Below are 15,962 nucleotides of genomic sequence, written 5' to 3' on the forward strand. Positions count from 1 at the left end.
TCCTTTTGGAAAGATGTTTACAGCCTTTTTTAAAATATCATGTTCTAATTCTTTTTCTTCTGAAGGGATAATAGCTACTTTTTTAGGGAAACAATTAATGTTAATGAATTGTAATTCAGGTTTTTAAATATTTTGGTATTCTACATTTTATCTTCTGGATTGCGATTGTATCCTTATATCGTTTAGATTTACAATATAATATTACTATCTAAAAAACCGCTAACAATGAAGAACGCAATTATTATGCTTGGTGCTGTGCTGCTCTCAAGTAGCCTTACAGCTCAGTTAAAACTGAATCCAAAAAATATTGATGCAGTCATTAAGGAAATGACCATTGAAGAAAAAGCAAATATGCTTGTAGGCTATACCTTTGGTAAATCGTATTGGGGGTTGCCGACTAACCCTGATCCTAATGCAGGAGCTATTGTACTTGGAGCAGCTGGAAATACTGCCAAAAATGACAGATTTGGGATACCTCATACAGTATTTGCTGATGGACCCGCAGGAGTGCATATAAGTGCTGAAAGGCCAAACGATCAAAAAAAATACTACTGTTCTGGTTTTCCAATCGGAACGCTGCTTGCCTCTACATGGGACACTGAACTTGTGAATGCAATAGGCTCTACGTTGGGAAGCGAGGTAAAAGAGTATGGCGTGGACGTTATATTGGGGCCGGGAATGAATCTGATGCGCAATCCGCTATGTGGGCGCAATTTTGAATATTATTCTGAAGATCCTTTTGTTTCCGGTTTGATTGCAGCGGCAATTATTAATGGAATTCAAAGCAAGGGCGTGGGAGTCTCGGCGAAGCATTTTGCGGCCAACAATCAGGAAGGAAACAGAACCCATAATAATGTGATAGCCAGCCAGCGTGTGCTCAGAGAACTGTATCTGAAAGGATTTGAAATAATGGTAAAAAAAAGCCAGCCTTGGACTATCATGAGCAGCTACAATTATATTAACGGAGTCTACACGCAGGAAAGTGAAGATCTACTCACTACAATCCTGCGTGATGAATGGGGGTTCAAAAACCTTGTCCTAACCGACTGGACGAATACGAGAAATACCGCAGCACAGGTGCATGCTGGAAATGATCTTTTGACACCAGGAAACGCTGAGCAGATCAAGCAGATTGCGGATGGATTGAAAAACGGCTCTATCTCTATGGCGGATGTCGATCGCAATCTAAAACGCGTATTGGAATATATAGTTAAAACCCCAAGATTCAATGGATATAAATTTTCAAACAATCCTGATTTAAAAGCCCATGCAGAAATAATACGTAAGGCTGCGCCACAGGGAATGGTGCTGCTGAAGAATGAAGGAAATGCGCTTCCTCTTGCTTCTTCAATGAAAAAAGCTGCTCTTTTCGGTCATACGTCCTATCATCTTTATGCAGGTGGTTCAGGATCAGGCGATGTAAATAAACCATACGTGGTGGACTTAGTTGAGGGACTTAAAAATGCGGGCATTCGAATTGATGACACTTTAAACACTGTCTATTCAAAATATCGAGATTATGCCCATCACGAGGCAGAATCTGAAATGGGAGCTTTTTCATCATCGAGCTATTTTCCAAGGCCAAGGGTGAAAGAACCGCAGATGGGAATTTTCACCTATGCCAATGCCGCAGAAAGAAATGAATTTGCCATTGTTACGGTAGGGAGAAGTTCTGGTGAAGGCAATGACCGTGCTTTTGAAGACTTTAATATAAACGCAGATGAACTTGATATGCTCAAACAGACTTATGAGGCTTTCCATAAAAAGGGAAAAAAGGTCATTGTAATTTTAAATGTGGGAGGTGTAATTGAAACAGCTCCTGTACAGAAATATTCAGATGCTATACTGCTTGCTTGGCAGCCAGGCATGGAAGCGGGAAACAGCATTGCTGATGTGCTTACTGGCAAAACAGCCCCTTCTGGAAAACTGACGATGACATGGCCAGAAGCTCTGGCTGATGTTCCTTCCACTAAAAATTTCCCTAATGGTTTAACATGGAGAGATGAAATTTTTGTCAAGCAGGATGAGATCAATAAAATGCCAAATTTGGGAGAAACTAGATACGATGAGGGCTTGGATGTCGGCTACAGATATTTCCAGACAGCAGGAAAGAAAACAGCTTATCCTTTTGGATTTGGAATGAATTACACGCAATTTGAATATGCCAATGCCTCAGTTAAGGAAAAGAACGGAGTGTACACAGCATCAGTAACTGTAAAAAACATTGGAAAATTAAGCAGTAGAGAAGCTGTCCAGCTCTACATTACAGCACCCAAAGGAAAATTGGCAAAACCAGTTTATGAGCTCAAAGCATTTGGAAAAACAAAAGAACTACAGCCAGGTGAAAGCCAAAAGATTGAAATGACATTTACCAATTATTATTTGGCTTCCTATGACGAATCAGAGCAGGCTTTTGTCACTGATAAAGGAGTTTATGTTGCACATTTCGCCGCATCGGCAGATGATATCCGCCAGAATGTTAACTTCAAGGCGGTGGCACAGACAGTCAAATGTCATGATGTTTTGAAATTGCAGCCGTAGCGTTGTTTATAAGTGTGGATATGGCTAGTTAAGATTTTACACTTTTTTATATAAAGGAGAGTATAAGTGATGAATTTAATTTTCTTCATTTATGCTCTTTTTTATTAGCAGTTATATGAGTAATGCTCCCGTTGTATTAGTTAATCTTTTTATAGTGTTATTGTACTAAATGGCTATTAGCAGCAGTTTTAATTATAATACTCTGATATTGTAATGAATGTGCTTTTTTCTTTTTCTAAAATCTGTATCCCTTCAGAAACTAAATTATCTTCTGGATCATCATCTTCAAACTCCAAAAATAATGATGAATTGGCATTGTCATTTTTTTTAAATCGGCCTTCGATAAGCTTTTTGCAATAGTTGTCAAATTTAAATTTACATGCTATATCGTTAATTTTGCCTATTAAAGCACTATCTAATTCCTTGTTTGGGTAAATATCTGTTTTAATTTCTACTGAACTGATAAAATGGTCACAGCCGCCTTTATATACAGTTAGAGTGTCTCCATTGTATATTAATGTCGCTTTGTTGGTTTTTGGATCCCAAACATATTTTTTGATTTCAAGCTCATTGAGCCATTCCTCTGTTATTTTTTTGTAATTGTCATCAAATACGCAATCTGAATCGTTTTCTGATTTACCATTATCTGTTTTTAAAACCGTATCGGATTTACTATTTTTAACTATAATATTTTCTGTCTTTGTTTTTTTCTCAGAACAGGAAAGTGCTATAATCAGTATTAATGTATAACAGAAAGTTTTTTTCATAAAATTATTCTTTAACTAAGATATATGTCTCACAAATACTTCGCTTATTTACCCTATTTTTTTGGGTGGGTTGGCGGACGCTAGTTTTTTTTTATTTTCAAAAATAGCCTTTTTATTTCATAGAACTTCAAGTGAATCCTTTTCATTTACACTGCGCGGTGAGTAGCATTTAGGTTTTGGCGGTTATATTGCGATTGTTATTTTTTAAAAGCCTTCCTAAGAATAAACAGAAAAAAAAAGGTATAAATTCATGAAAGGATTTTGGACTAATAGCTTCAGAATCTTTTTTTTGCATTTAAAAACGTCTTCTTTTTCTGCTAATATTAAAAAATCATTAAATGAATGTGTAAGCAAAATAATGAAACTCTGTTTGCGGTAATTTTGTAAGGATTCTTTTCCAATTTAAAATTATACTATGAGCACTGTTTTGATTACAAGATTAAGAAATGGAGATGATTCCTGCTTTAAAGAAATCTATGAATTGTATCATTTTAAAGTTTTTTGTTTTGTTAAGAAATATGCTGCTCGGCAGTCCGATGCCGAAGACATCACTCAGAATGTCTTTATCCATCTTTGGAAATATCGCAGTAAAATTGATCCTTCCGTAGAACTTGATTCTATTTTATTTAAAAGCTGCAAACAGGAAATTTCCAAATGGTATAAAAAGCAGAATCGCATTCTTTCGGTCGAAGATTCCCAGTTAATTAAAGAACTTGACAGTGCTGAAGAGGCAGAAACTGATCTGTCTTCAAAACTGGAGAAGATAGAGCATTTGCTGCAACAGATTCCTGAGAAAAGAAGAAAAATTTTCACACTCCATAAGTTCGATGAAATGAGCTACAAAGAGATTGCCGAGGAAATGGGAATGTCTCAGAGTGCCGTCGCTAATCAGATATCAAAAACACTCCAATATCTTAGAAAGAATTCTGTAGAAAGCCATGAACTGTATTGGTTTGCACTGTTTTTTATCAATCACTGCCATTCCTTGAATTCTTTTACTGATTTTTCATAAAACCCTAAAGCTATTTTGATTAAAAATGTATCGGCATTGTAAAGGAATTGTAACCTGATTTTTGAGCTTGTTTTTTAAGGTGTTAGATTTTAAAGGGTTAAAGGAAATATGGCTTTTTTTATGTATTAATAAATCATTAAGTCTGAAATTGCCCGTGATTTTTTGGAGTAAAGCTGTCTAATGTAGATTGACAGGATATTTTGAGGATTTTCCTTAAACATTAATTTTACTCTTATAAAATGAAATTAAATCGGCTAAAAGAAGAATGGGACGAATTACCGCAGAAAGGAATATTTCCCGAAGAAGTAAAACTGCGAATGTGGCATGCTGTTGCATCGGTAACTATTAATAGACGCAGAAATATTTACCGCGGAGCTGTGGCCGCCTGCGCAGTTCTTTTTATTTCACTTGCCGTATCTCAGTTTTATTTTGGATCTCAGTCTTTAAAAACTACTGGAGTTATCACACAAACCTATCCGCAAGATATTAGGCTAATTCGTCTGTCTGATGGAACCCGTGTCTGGGTAAATGAAAACACACGAATTGAATATCCGGAAAAGTTTGCTGGGAAGGAGCGAATCATAAAATTAAAAGGGGAAGCTTTTTTTGAAGTGGCAAGAGATACTTCACGTCCTTTTATTATCAGCTCAGGAAATATAAAAACTACCGTTTTAGGAACTTCATTTGATGTAAAAGCGTATGGGAATATTGCTGAGGTAAATGTAAGAACAGGAAAGGTCAAAGTAGAAAGTAGCCAGAATGCTGTTTTTCTTGAAAGAGGTTCTGCAGCTGTATTTGTTCCAAAAGAAAATATAGTTCAAAAACGTAAGGCTTTGGTTATTGATCCAGAATGGAAAAACTCCCTTATTGATGTAGACGGCTTAAGTCTTGAAGCCGTTATTGAAAAACTAAAAGCAAATCACGAGTTTACTTTTAAATATGCCAGTGAAGATCTAAAAAAGCTTCAGGTGAAAGGAACTCTTGATACCCGACAAGGAGTTCAGGAAATATTGCAGACTATTGCTTTTGCATTAGAAATTACCATTAAACCTGTTGGTAATGATACCTACGTTGTAAGCCGATAATCAGCATACGAAAAGGTCTGCTGAACCTTATCTCTATAATCCAGAAAAAAATATATACAACCAAAAACAAATTATTTATTATGAATGATTATTTTAGGCAGTTTCCTACTGCCGTACAAATTCTATTTTTTTGCATTTTCTTGGGGATCACAAATGTTTATTCTCAGTCGGGTGCTGTTTCTGTTGATTTTAAAAATGTTTCTCCACAGCAGGTTTTTGAAAATTTAGAATCCAGAACGCCGTATCGTTTCATTTATCAGAAAGATATGGATTTAAGCAAACCGCTTATTGATCTTAAAAAAGAGAATATTTCCATAGATGATCTTTTGGCAGAACTTCAAACACTTACGAACTTAAATTTCAGAAGAAATAATACCAATATTGCCGTAAATAAAAAATCGGCTTCCAAAAAGCTCGGAAGCATTTCAGGAAAGGTAGTAGACAAAAATGGTTTGGCACTTCCAGGAGCTTCGGTTAGAGTTATTGAAACTGCTAATGCTGCCGTTTCTGATTTTGACGGAAATTATTCATTTAGCTTAGAAGCTGGAACCTATTCGATAGAAGTAAGTTATGTCTCTTTCCAAACTCAAAAAATTACAGATATAAAAGTTGCAGAGTCTGACGTTGCGCTGAATGTTATTTTGAAAGATGATTCGGAATCTCTGGATGAAGTTGTAGTAACACAGACGTTTCAAAAAGCGACAGCTTCAACTGAAGGAATGCTGCTACAGCAAAAAAAAGCGGCACAGCTTTCAGATGGTATTTCTGCCGAACAGATTGCCAGAACACCAGATAAAGATGTTGGAAGCACTTTAAAGCGTATTACAGGAGTTACAACCATTGATGATAAATATGTAGTAGTTCGTTCTATGGGAGAACGTTGGAATCAGGCTGTTATGGATGGAGTAAACCTCCCAAGCACAGATCCAAGCCAACAGCAGTTCAATTTTGATATTATCCCGACTGCTATGGTAGAAAGCGTTGTAGTTAGTAAAAATGCTACGCCAGATATGTATGCCAATTTTGCGGGAGGATCTGTAGAGGTAAAAACAAAAGATATTCCTAAGAAAAATTTTATGGCTTTTTCTATTGGAACTTCATACAACAGCAGAGCCACTTTTAAAGATCGTTTGACAAAAAAGGAAGGAGAACATGATTATATAGGTTTTGACGACGGGACGAGAACTTATCCTTCAGGTTTGACAAATATTGATGTTCCAACAACTGAAGCAGAATCAGGTCCGTTTATAGAACAGTCTAAAAGGTTCACGCAGGATAATTTCACCACTTTTAAAACCTATGCTACTCCTGGAACTTCGCTACAATTTGCTTTGGGACAGGTTTATAAATTAAAAGATAATAATAAGTTTGGTTTTGTGGGATCGGCTATTTTTAAGAATACGCAGGATCAGTTAAAAATCGATCATACCGAAAGAGGAAGCTATATGCCAAATTCAGAGTTTGTTCCGGAAGAAGAAAATGGATATTCTACTTTCAAAAAATATGGCTTTAAAAATTCGGGAGCTTCTTATAACTTCAATTCTACTTTGGGCGGAATGTTAAATGCAGGAATCCAGTTAGGAAAGCATAAAATTACTACCCGAAATACCTATATGCATATGTATGACAACCAGCTTACTCAAATTACGGGCTGGAATATGTATACAGGAAACCTTGAAGGAATTGTTGACGGTACTTTTCTTCCTTTTACCAAAGAAACAGATTATCCGGTTTATCAGACTTTTATTCAAAATAAAATTGAAGGGAACCACCGTTTCGGGAAATTTGAAATCAATTGGTTTGGAGCTTTCAGTAGCACTTCAAAAGATACAAAAGATGCTACTTTCCTAACGAGCCTTCGCAGAAAAGTAGGCGATGATACGCAGCTTTATCAATTGGTTTACAATTCAGATCCTGAAAGCTTTAAAAGATCAAATTTCACCAATAGTGAAAACGATTATAATGGTGGAATAAACTTCAGCTATGCTTTTGACTTTAATGATTCTTTTGCCAATATAGTAAAAGCAGGATATTTTGGAACTTATAAAAAAGCCAAGAACCAGCAGGAGTCTTCAGCTTTAAATGTTGTTGGACAAGGAACAGATACTGCCATTGTTGATTTTCCTCTTTCAGAGCTGTTAGATGGCTCTTATTACCGCTGGGGAGGTTTTGGCTGGAAAAGGATTACCACTTATGGTAATGAGTATATAGGAGATGTAAAAGTTCATTCTCCTTTTTTAATGCTCGACAATAAATTTAGCCAATACGTTCGATTGGTATGGGGACTTCGTGCTGAAAGCTATGTATATACACAAATTGCAAGTCAGTCAGACAATGCAGGCGGTTTTGAAACGGTACAGAAAGATGATAAAGTTTGGCAATATCTGCCTTCAGCAAATCTTACGGTAAGCCCTTCCAATAAATTAAATCTTAGGCTTGGATATAATAAATCGGTATTGAGACCACAATTCTCAGAACGTCTAAACATGCCCTATTATGATCCAGTGCGCAATGCGATGGTATTAAACTATACAGGCGGAATTGTTTCTACAGTGGTTGATAATTATGATTTTAAAACAGAATGGTTTCCGTCGCAAGGTGAGATTATTTCATTTGGCATTTACAAAAAGAATATCAAGAATCCAATTGAAGGCGTTACTCAGATAGGAAATGACGGAGGAACGAGATACATCTATAACATGAATTCTGACAGTGCAGAACTGTTTGGATTTGAATTTGAAATCTATAAGAATTTATCTTTTCTAGGAGAAGGCGATTTATTAAGGAAAATTTTCATTTCTGGAAATGCCGCTTTCAATACCACTAAAGTAACAGGTTATGTCAATATTGATGGAACGGGAGGATTATATGAAGCAAACCGTCCGCTGTTTGGCCAGGCTCCTTACAACTACAATATTGGAATGGATTATATAGGGGATCGTTTCGGTTTCAGTATCAGACATAATGCAATTGGCGACCAGTATATTCTGGTAGGTTTTGATTATCAAGCCGAAGAAATCCGTATGCCGTATGGCGTAACTGATGCACAGGTAAGCTATAGGTTTTTTGAGGAAAGAAATTTAGAACTAAAACTGGGAATCAAAAACCTTTTTGACACTGCTATTGAAACCTATAACAATGCAAACAGCTATTCTAAAAACGTTGATTTTGAAGTTGGTGCGAATCCGAGAGATCAGAAAGCATTAGGAGCTGGAGCTTCAGACAAATATGATCCTTATATCGATAGAAAAATGTTTAAGGCTTGGACAGGCAGAAGCATCAATCTTTCGCTAAGCTACTCATTTTAATAACATTGAATGCTTGATTTTTAACATAAGTGATGGTAAAAATTAAGAAACTGTTAAGGATAAAATTTTAAGTGATTTTTCCCTCATTTGAAATCTAATGTAAATAAATAAGCAATTCATCACGCTCTTATCAAGATCGGTTTAAAATTTTAATTTTTTTAAAAACTGCAGTTTGAAAGTAAAAAATTGACACGTCAGAAATCTGCAAATAAAATCCAAGTCACAAGAGCTGACTATATAGGTAAAATTGAATTTCACGAATAAAATTTCACTGTAAAGCCTGCCGATAGTTTTTAAAAGAAATAATCCTTTCGTGAATGCCCCTGAAACGAAAGAAGAATATAAGGGATAGGTCTCCGGTGGTAAAACGGAACACTTATTACAAAGTTTACCAAAAAGGAAAAGGCCAAAGAGAAGATAATTTGCTGCTCCTCTCAATGACCTCTGATGTAAAAACATGCAGCAATATAATCAAAATTCAATTACCATGAAAAAAGTTTTTTTGTTAGCGATTGCAATGATGTTCTTTAATTCTTGCCAAAATGATGATGCGGCTGCTGATTCTTCTTTTGCAATGAACTCTGCTGGTGCAGATTATTCAGGTGTTCCAACCGCAGTTCAGACTGTAAGCGGAAACATTACTACAAACACTACTTGGACAAACGACAGAGTTTGGGAAATCAGTGGAGTTGTTCGCGTAATTGGGGCTAAATTAACTATACAGCCAGGTACTTTCATCAAAGCTAAACCATTAACAGGTGGAGCAGCTACAGGTGTATTAGTAATCACTAAAACAGGACAGATCGATGCTCAGGGAACTGCTGCTTCTCCGGTTATCTTTACAAGCTATAACTTATTAGATGTAAACGCGGCTACTGTAGCTGCTCCAGGTGATTTCGGTGGACTTGTACTTTTAGGAGATGCTCAAACTAACACTGGAGTTACTACTAACGTTATTGAAGGTTTAGGAGATCAGCCAAACGTATCTGATTTCTACTATGGTGGTTCAAACAATGCTCACAACGCTGGTATCTTGAAATATGTTCGCATTGAATTCGCTGGACGTATCCTTGATGCTGCAACAGGAGTTGAAATCAACGGTTTAACAGCTGGTGGTGTTGGTAGCGGAACTTCTATCGATTACGTACAAGTTTCTTACGGTAGAGATGATTCATTCGAATTCTTCGGAGGAACTGTTAATGCTTCTCACTTAGTATCTTTCGCACCAGATGATGATAACTTTGACTTTGATTTTGGTTATACAGGAACAATCACTAAAGCTATCGCTATTGCTGATAAAAATTCTACTCACAGTTTAAGTGGAGGAAGCCCTGACTCAAATGGTATCGAATTAGATAACAATGCTACAGGTTCATCTACTACATTAATTACAAGACCAGTTATTTCTCAAATGTCTATCGTGGGTGCAAGTTCTTCAACAGATGCTGCTCTTTACGAAAATGCTATCCACGTACGTAGATTGGGACAAATCAGCCTTACGAACGTTACAGTTACTGGATATGTTACAGGTATCAGATGGGAAAGCCCTTCTTTGCCAGCTAACTCTTCTTGGAGCCTTTTATCAGTTCACGGATTTACAAACCCTGTTCTTCCAGTTGGTACTTCATTAGGATTAGGAAGCACAACATCTACAGTTAATCCTGCAACTGCTTGGAGCTTAACTCAGCCATTCTTCAATAATGGAGCTTTAAACTTCACAGGAGCTACAGGAGCGTTTAAAACTGAAGCTAACTGGACTAATACTTGGACTAAGTTTACTAATTTTTAATTAGTACTCCGTATTAAATAATAGTATGAGACTGCCTGAAGAGTGTGTTTATGTTTTTTTCTTTAGAGCAGTACAAGTCGGTATATTCGTTTTGCTTTATCATTGCTCATCTTACTGCAAAATATATACTGCTGTGCCCGCTCTTTAGGCAGTCTCTTTTTAAATACCAAAAAATGAAACAAAAACTACTCGCACTACTATTTTTACTTGCTTCTGGAATGGCAAATGCGCAATTTACAATTTGGGAGGATGATTTTGAAGATGCTGAGGTATCTGATTGGATTTTAACAGATGCTGATGGAGATGGAATGAATTGGATTGCAAGAAACAATTTACAGCTTGATGAAAACGGCGCTATAACAGGCGGCAGCTACAAAGTGCTGGGCACTTACAATATTGATTTCGCTTCAGGTGCACCACTTGGAGTGGAACAAAAAAACTGGGCAATAATGCCAGAAATAGACTTATCATATTATGCAGGAACTATGGAGCTGATTATAAATGCACAAAAAGCCATATTCGACGGTCCTGATAATTTATACATATATGCTTCTACAACTGATACCAATCCTGATTCTTTTACCCAGATTGGAACTCTGGAAATTACAAGAGAATCGGTAACAGATGCGGAGTTTAAAGATTATATCCTAGATATCTCTCAACTTGTAGGACAGAAAAAAGTATATATTGCTTTTGTAACCACGCCAAACTTCGTTATCGGCTACGAAATAGATAAAATTTCGATTACTGCAGCTGCATTAGGTTTAGATGACGCTGATGGAAAGAAAACCACTTTCTTAAAACAAAATCCGGTAAAAGACCTTTTAAGGCTTGAAATAGGAGATACAGTTGAGACTGAAAACCTCGATTTAAAAATATACAATGTCTCAGGAGTTTTGGTAAAAGAACCTAAATACAATGCCTCAGGAATTGCAGTAAACGATTTGTCTTCAGGATTGTATTTTCTGGTTATTGAAAACGAAGATTCTATTCAAAAAATAAAGTTTATAAAGCAATAGCAGGGCTTTATGAACTTACACTCACAAAAACATTTTTATAATATTTAGACTTCATGAAGAAAATAGTCAAAGCCGCATTTCTTTTTTTAATTACAATTGTATTTTTTACCGCTTGCACTAATGATAATCTGGTGCCACTTTATGAAGAGCAGAAAGCAGGTAAGATTGTTATACGTGGCTACAATGCCATGCAGGATTCACTACAGATCGCTGTTGACGGCAAGATACTGGCTGTTGATGCCAAACATGATGCTTTCCTTAAAAAAATTGAGAAAAATCATGATTTTGTATTTTATGGAAACAGCAGAAAAACAGTAGAAATCATCAATAAAAAGACAAAAGCAGTTATACATTCCTATCTTTTCACATCGGCTAAACCTATAGATACACTTTCATTTTATACTAAAGAAGAAATCTGGGTAGACGATGTTTTATCTTTTAAACCTGGAACCTTATCCGCAGTGGGACGTACGGGATATAAATTTATTTTCCCAGCAATGAATAAATATTCTAAAAGCAGCTATACAGGCGCTTTAGATGCTATAATTAGAAAAGTAAACGGAGAACAGGTGGGCATATGCGAAAATATAACCACAACAAATTTTAGCACTTTTGCCGAATATCAGTTTAGTTTGCCACCTATTATCGATATTGAATTGGTAAAACATGGAACAAACGAATCATATATATTAGGACAGAGAGTTATTTTTCGCACCGTTATGCAGAAAAATAAATCAAGTCTGATTGTTTTTGAAGAGAAGCCAAAAGAAACAGGTACATTTTCTCATGTTGAGGGATTAATTAATCTAACTGATTATTTCTCATTTTAGATGATATACATTCCTAAATATCATACTGTTTTCATTATTTTATTAGGGGCTTTTTTGGCGGTCCTGTCCGTTTCGTGTAACAATTATTATGATCCTGCAGTTTATGAAAAAGGAACCAATGAATATACAAACAGCTGGATATTAGAACAGATGAAAAGGTATTATTTATGGAATGAAAATTTACCCGAAAACACCAGCTTATCTTTAAAGCCAGAAGATTACTTTAAAGAAATGCTCTATAAAGGCGATCGCTTTTCGTATGCCGTTTATCCGTCATTACCGGAAACAGCACCTCAGAGTATCAGGAACAGTTATGGTTTTGATATTTCGTTTGCAGAATATGATGGACAAACCTATGGAGTGATTTTATATGTGCTTGCGGATTCTCCAGCTGAACGTGCTGGCTTAAAAAGAGGATTGTTCATCAAATCCATTAATGGAACTTCTTTAAGCAGCCAGAATTTTGAAAATTTATATGAAGCTGCAGCATCTTCATCTAAATTGACATTGCAGTTAATGCAATATAGTGAGGCTGACGGATTTTCTGATGATGGAGAAATAGAAATTATACGAGGCTTCACATTTTCCAATCCAATCAGCAGTAAAGCGATTCTTTACGAAAATCAAAAAGTTGGATATATTGAAATCTCCCATTTTGACATCGGGTTGGCGGGTTCGCTGCTTTCGGTTTTCAGGGAATTTCAAAATCAATCGATTTCCAAAATTATTGTTGATTTGCGTTATAATGGAGGAGGAGATGTTTCTTCGGCGGTGGCTTTAAGTATTATTCTGGCTCCTAATATCAAATCAGATGATCTGTTTATTACTTTTAGAGGCAATAAAAACGGAGGCGTAGTCAACAAAACATTTAAAGAAGCTTTAGTAATGAATGAAACTCAGGTAAGTTTTGAAGCATTACGAGCTGTCCATCCGCCTATCCAGGAAATATTTATTTTAACTGGTAGCCATACAGCATCAGCTTCTGAAATTATTATCAATAATCTCAAACCGTATATGAAGGTTATTGTTATAGGAGAAAAAACGGTAGGAAAGGACGTGGCAGGATTTGCTGTAGAAGATAATCGCATTTCAGGGGAAAGAGGATGGGTTTTATATCCAGTGATTTATAAACTCTTTAATGCCCATAATGAAGGCAGCTATGCATTGGGAATAAATCCTGATATAGAAATAAATGAACTTCAGAATATTGAAGTTTTTCCATTAGGTGACATACAGGAAACAGTATTAAATAAAGCTTTAAACAACAGAATCAGTGCCAAAGGTCAAAAGAGTATGTTGGTTAAAAAACTAACATTGCATAAAACCTATGATATTGATCCATTTGTTCAGATTAATTCTGAATGATTCCTTATTAATGGCTAAAAAGAAATCTTACAGTTGCCATATATTGAAATTGGGTGGTAATTTTTCTTTATTCTGTTTCTGATCCGTTCGATAAAATCATGATTAGCTGAATTTTTGATAAATGATTAATTTAAGCTTGCTTTTGTTCCTATCCAAACAAGTCCCTTTAAAGTTATGCGGCTCTGGTCAGTAAGCGGATTTAAGACAATATACCCGCCATCATTCAGGGCTATCAAAGCGTCGAGCAACGCAGCCTGTCCATTTTTTTCGATGGAGGGCGCGCCGTCATAGCCAGCGGAACTGTCTGGTAGGGGTGAGACAAGCGCTGTAAGATGTTCCAAATTCAAGCCACTATCTCTATCAGAAAGTGCTGTTAGAATTTTTGCAAAAAGGGAGGCTGTTGTATTCATAAATGCCGTTTAACCTCATATACGAAAAAATCTTTGTTTTGGTTTGCATTAAGGCAGCCAAGACGGAATTCTGTGTGGTGCTTGTTTTAGATTTGAAGTAAGGCTTAAATGTTTGATTTCTTAGGTTTTTATTTTAATATGCCTATATATTTTCTAAAAAAGTCACCAGATTGATTTCCTCATTTTGGATATTAAGTTTTTTTCTTAATCTCGCCCTTGCTACATTAAGGCTGTTATAAGACTGACGTGTCAATGCGCAGATTTCTTTAGTGGTCATGTTTAATCTTAAAAAGGCACAGATTCTCTTTTCATTGATTGTCAGATCTGGATATTTAATGTTTAAACGTTCGTAAAAGTCATTATAAACCTGACTGAATCTAACTTCAAACTCTTTCCAGATATCATCATCTTGAGCATTTTTTATATCCAGAATTATTTTTTGAATAACGTCTTGATCGTTTTTTTTCATTTGCTTTTTAAGCTCCATCAATCGGTTTGAAATTTCAGTATTAAATTCGTTCTTTTTTAAGAGATACATAATATTTGTTGTAAGCTCTTTATTTTTAAATTCTAATTCCCTTTTTAAGGTATCTTCTCTTAAAGAAAGCTGTTTATTGCTCGATTCTGCGCTTTCTTTTGCCAATTGCTGGATTTTAGCTTTGGTTTCCTGAAGTCGGTACATTATAACCACGATAATGATTAACAGTATCAGAACAATCGCAATAATAGCGTAAACTAGCTCTCTGTGGTTTTGGGCTATTTTTGCTGCCTGTTTTTCCTTATCAAATTTATACTGCATTTCGGCCTGAGTAATTTTTTGCTGATTTTCTTTATTAAAAAGGCTGTCGTTTAGGGCTTTATAAGCAACATGGTATTGGTAGGCACTTTTGTAATCTCCTTTTCCGGCCATTACAAGACTCAGTTCTTCCAAAGCAGATGCTCTGGAAGATGAAGATTTGATTTGCTTAGAATATTTTAGGCTGGCAAGTAAGTGCTGTTGCGCTTTATCGAATTCCTGTTTTTCCTTATAAAGTCTTCCTAAGTGGTAATTTGATTTGGATAATCCGAAAATGTTATTTTCTTTTTTTCGCAAATTAAGAGCTTCGATGAAAATGGCTTTAGCAAGATCATAACGTTTCGATTTGAGGTAAATGATTCCCATATTTGAATATACAGAAGATAGATTTTCATTATCCTTAGCTATTTTACTATGAGTTGAAGCCTGTACATAATATTCTAGCGCAAGATCTCCCTGAAGTTTATTATCGTAAATTATGCCAATATTATTGAGCAGTTTTCCTTTAATAAAATGAAGTTTTTTAGGATCTTTTACAATATTTTTATTTAGCAGGGCTTTAAGCTGATTGTATTTTTCAAGAGCTTTATCAAAATCAGTCTGATAATAATAAACGAGAGCTATACTATTATAAACTCCTATAATATTTTGCTCGGGCGGATAACGCTCATATAATTTCAATGCTTTTAACTGATATTCCAGACAGACATCAATATTACCTTTCAGTAAATTTACATCTCCGACATTCGAATACACTTTGGATAAAATGGTGTCACTGATTTTTTTTTCGAATGAAAGCGCTTTTTTATAATAAAACAGAGCTGAATTCAAGTTCTGTTTTTCTAATTTCTGCCCAATTTTAACAAGGAGATTTACTTTTTTATCCGCATCAGCGCTTTTTTCATACTGCAATTTTAAACTGGCAATATTTTGTGAAAACAGTGCTTCACAGACAAATATGAAAAAAACGGCATAAATGTTAAAACGTTTCAAATTAAATGATTTGTTTGCTAAACTATGAATAATTTTTGAAGATTTAG

Annotated in this window: 11 protein-coding genes; 8 read left to right on the top strand and 3 right to left on the bottom strand. The window is 35.5% G+C overall.

All coding sequences use genetic code 11. The features are described 5' to 3' along the window. Window positions 1–225 precede the first annotated feature (225 nt). Window positions 226–2,541, top strand: a complete 2,316-nt coding sequence (locus tag DM444_RS20465) for a glycoside hydrolase family 3 C-terminal domain-containing protein (protein ID WP_111290079.1) — start codon at window positions 226–228, stop codon at window positions 2,539–2,541. Window positions 2,542–2,729: 188 nt separating this feature from the next. Here the strand turns inward: DM444_RS20465 and DM444_RS20470 are convergent, their stop codons facing one another. After that, window positions 2,730–3,308, bottom strand: a complete 579-nt coding sequence (locus DM444_RS20470) for a hypothetical protein (protein WP_111290081.1) — start codon at window positions 3,306–3,308, stop codon at window positions 2,730–2,732. A gap of 415 nt (window positions 3,309–3,723) precedes the next feature. On the opposite strand from DM444_RS20470, the gene DM444_RS20475 reads away from it, so the two are divergent. The 7 genes from DM444_RS20475 to DM444_RS20505 all read left to right on the top strand — a co-directional run bounded on the left by DM444_RS20475 (window position 3,724) and on the right by DM444_RS20505 (window position 13,716). Next, window positions 3,724–4,320 (top strand): RNA polymerase sigma factor, encoded by a 597-nt coding sequence (locus DM444_RS20475; RefSeq protein ID WP_111290083.1) that lies wholly within the window; start codon window positions 3,724–3,726, stop codon window positions 4,318–4,320. A 239-nt stretch (window positions 4,321–4,559) separates the two neighbouring features. Further along, complete coding sequence (locus DM444_RS20480) at window positions 4,560–5,405, top strand: FecR family protein (protein WP_111290085.1); 846 nt, start codon at window positions 4,560–4,562, stop codon at window positions 5,403–5,405. An 80-nt stretch (window positions 5,406–5,485) separates the two neighbouring features. Continuing rightward, a complete protein-coding gene (locus DM444_RS20485; protein ID WP_111290087.1) occupies window positions 5,486–8,713 on the top strand; it encodes a TonB-dependent receptor in 3,228 nt (1,075 codons plus the stop codon). Between the two features lie 487 nt (window positions 8,714–9,200). Then, complete coding sequence (locus DM444_RS20490; RefSeq protein ID WP_111290177.1) at window positions 9,201–10,502, top strand: hypothetical protein; 1,302 nt, start codon at window positions 9,201–9,203, stop codon at window positions 10,500–10,502. A 173-nt stretch (window positions 10,503–10,675) separates the two neighbouring features. Continuing rightward, entirely contained in the window at window positions 10,676–11,521 is an 846-nt protein-coding gene (locus DM444_RS20495; protein ID WP_111290089.1) for a T9SS type A sorting domain-containing protein, read from the top strand. A gap of 53 nt (window positions 11,522–11,574) precedes the next feature. Beyond that, window positions 11,575–12,351 (top strand): hypothetical protein, encoded by a 777-nt coding sequence (locus DM444_RS20500; protein WP_111290091.1) that lies wholly within the window; start codon window positions 11,575–11,577, stop codon window positions 12,349–12,351. After that, complete coding sequence (locus DM444_RS20505) at window positions 12,352–13,716, top strand: S41 family peptidase (protein ID WP_111290093.1); 1,365 nt, start codon at window positions 12,352–12,354, stop codon at window positions 13,714–13,716. A gap of 125 nt (window positions 13,717–13,841) precedes the next feature. Here DM444_RS20505 and DM444_RS20510 read toward each other — a convergent pair whose 3' ends face one another. Together DM444_RS20510 and DM444_RS20515 are read right to left on the bottom strand one after the other, a co-directional pair. Further along, on the bottom strand, window positions 13,842–14,126 hold the full coding sequence (locus tag DM444_RS20510) for a hypothetical protein (RefSeq protein ID WP_111290095.1): 285 nt from the start codon (window positions 14,124–14,126) through the stop codon (window positions 13,842–13,844). A gap of 142 nt (window positions 14,127–14,268) precedes the next feature. Further along, complete coding sequence (locus DM444_RS20515) at window positions 14,269–15,834, bottom strand: tetratricopeptide repeat protein (protein WP_162615018.1); 1,566 nt, start codon at window positions 15,832–15,834, stop codon at window positions 14,269–14,271. Window positions 15,835–15,962 lie beyond the last annotated feature (128 nt).

The organism is Flavobacterium ginsenosidimutans, from assembly GCF_003254625.1.
In the GTDB taxonomy this organism is placed as follows: Bacteria; Bacteroidota; Bacteroidia; order Flavobacteriales; family Flavobacteriaceae; genus Flavobacterium; species Flavobacterium ginsenosidimutans.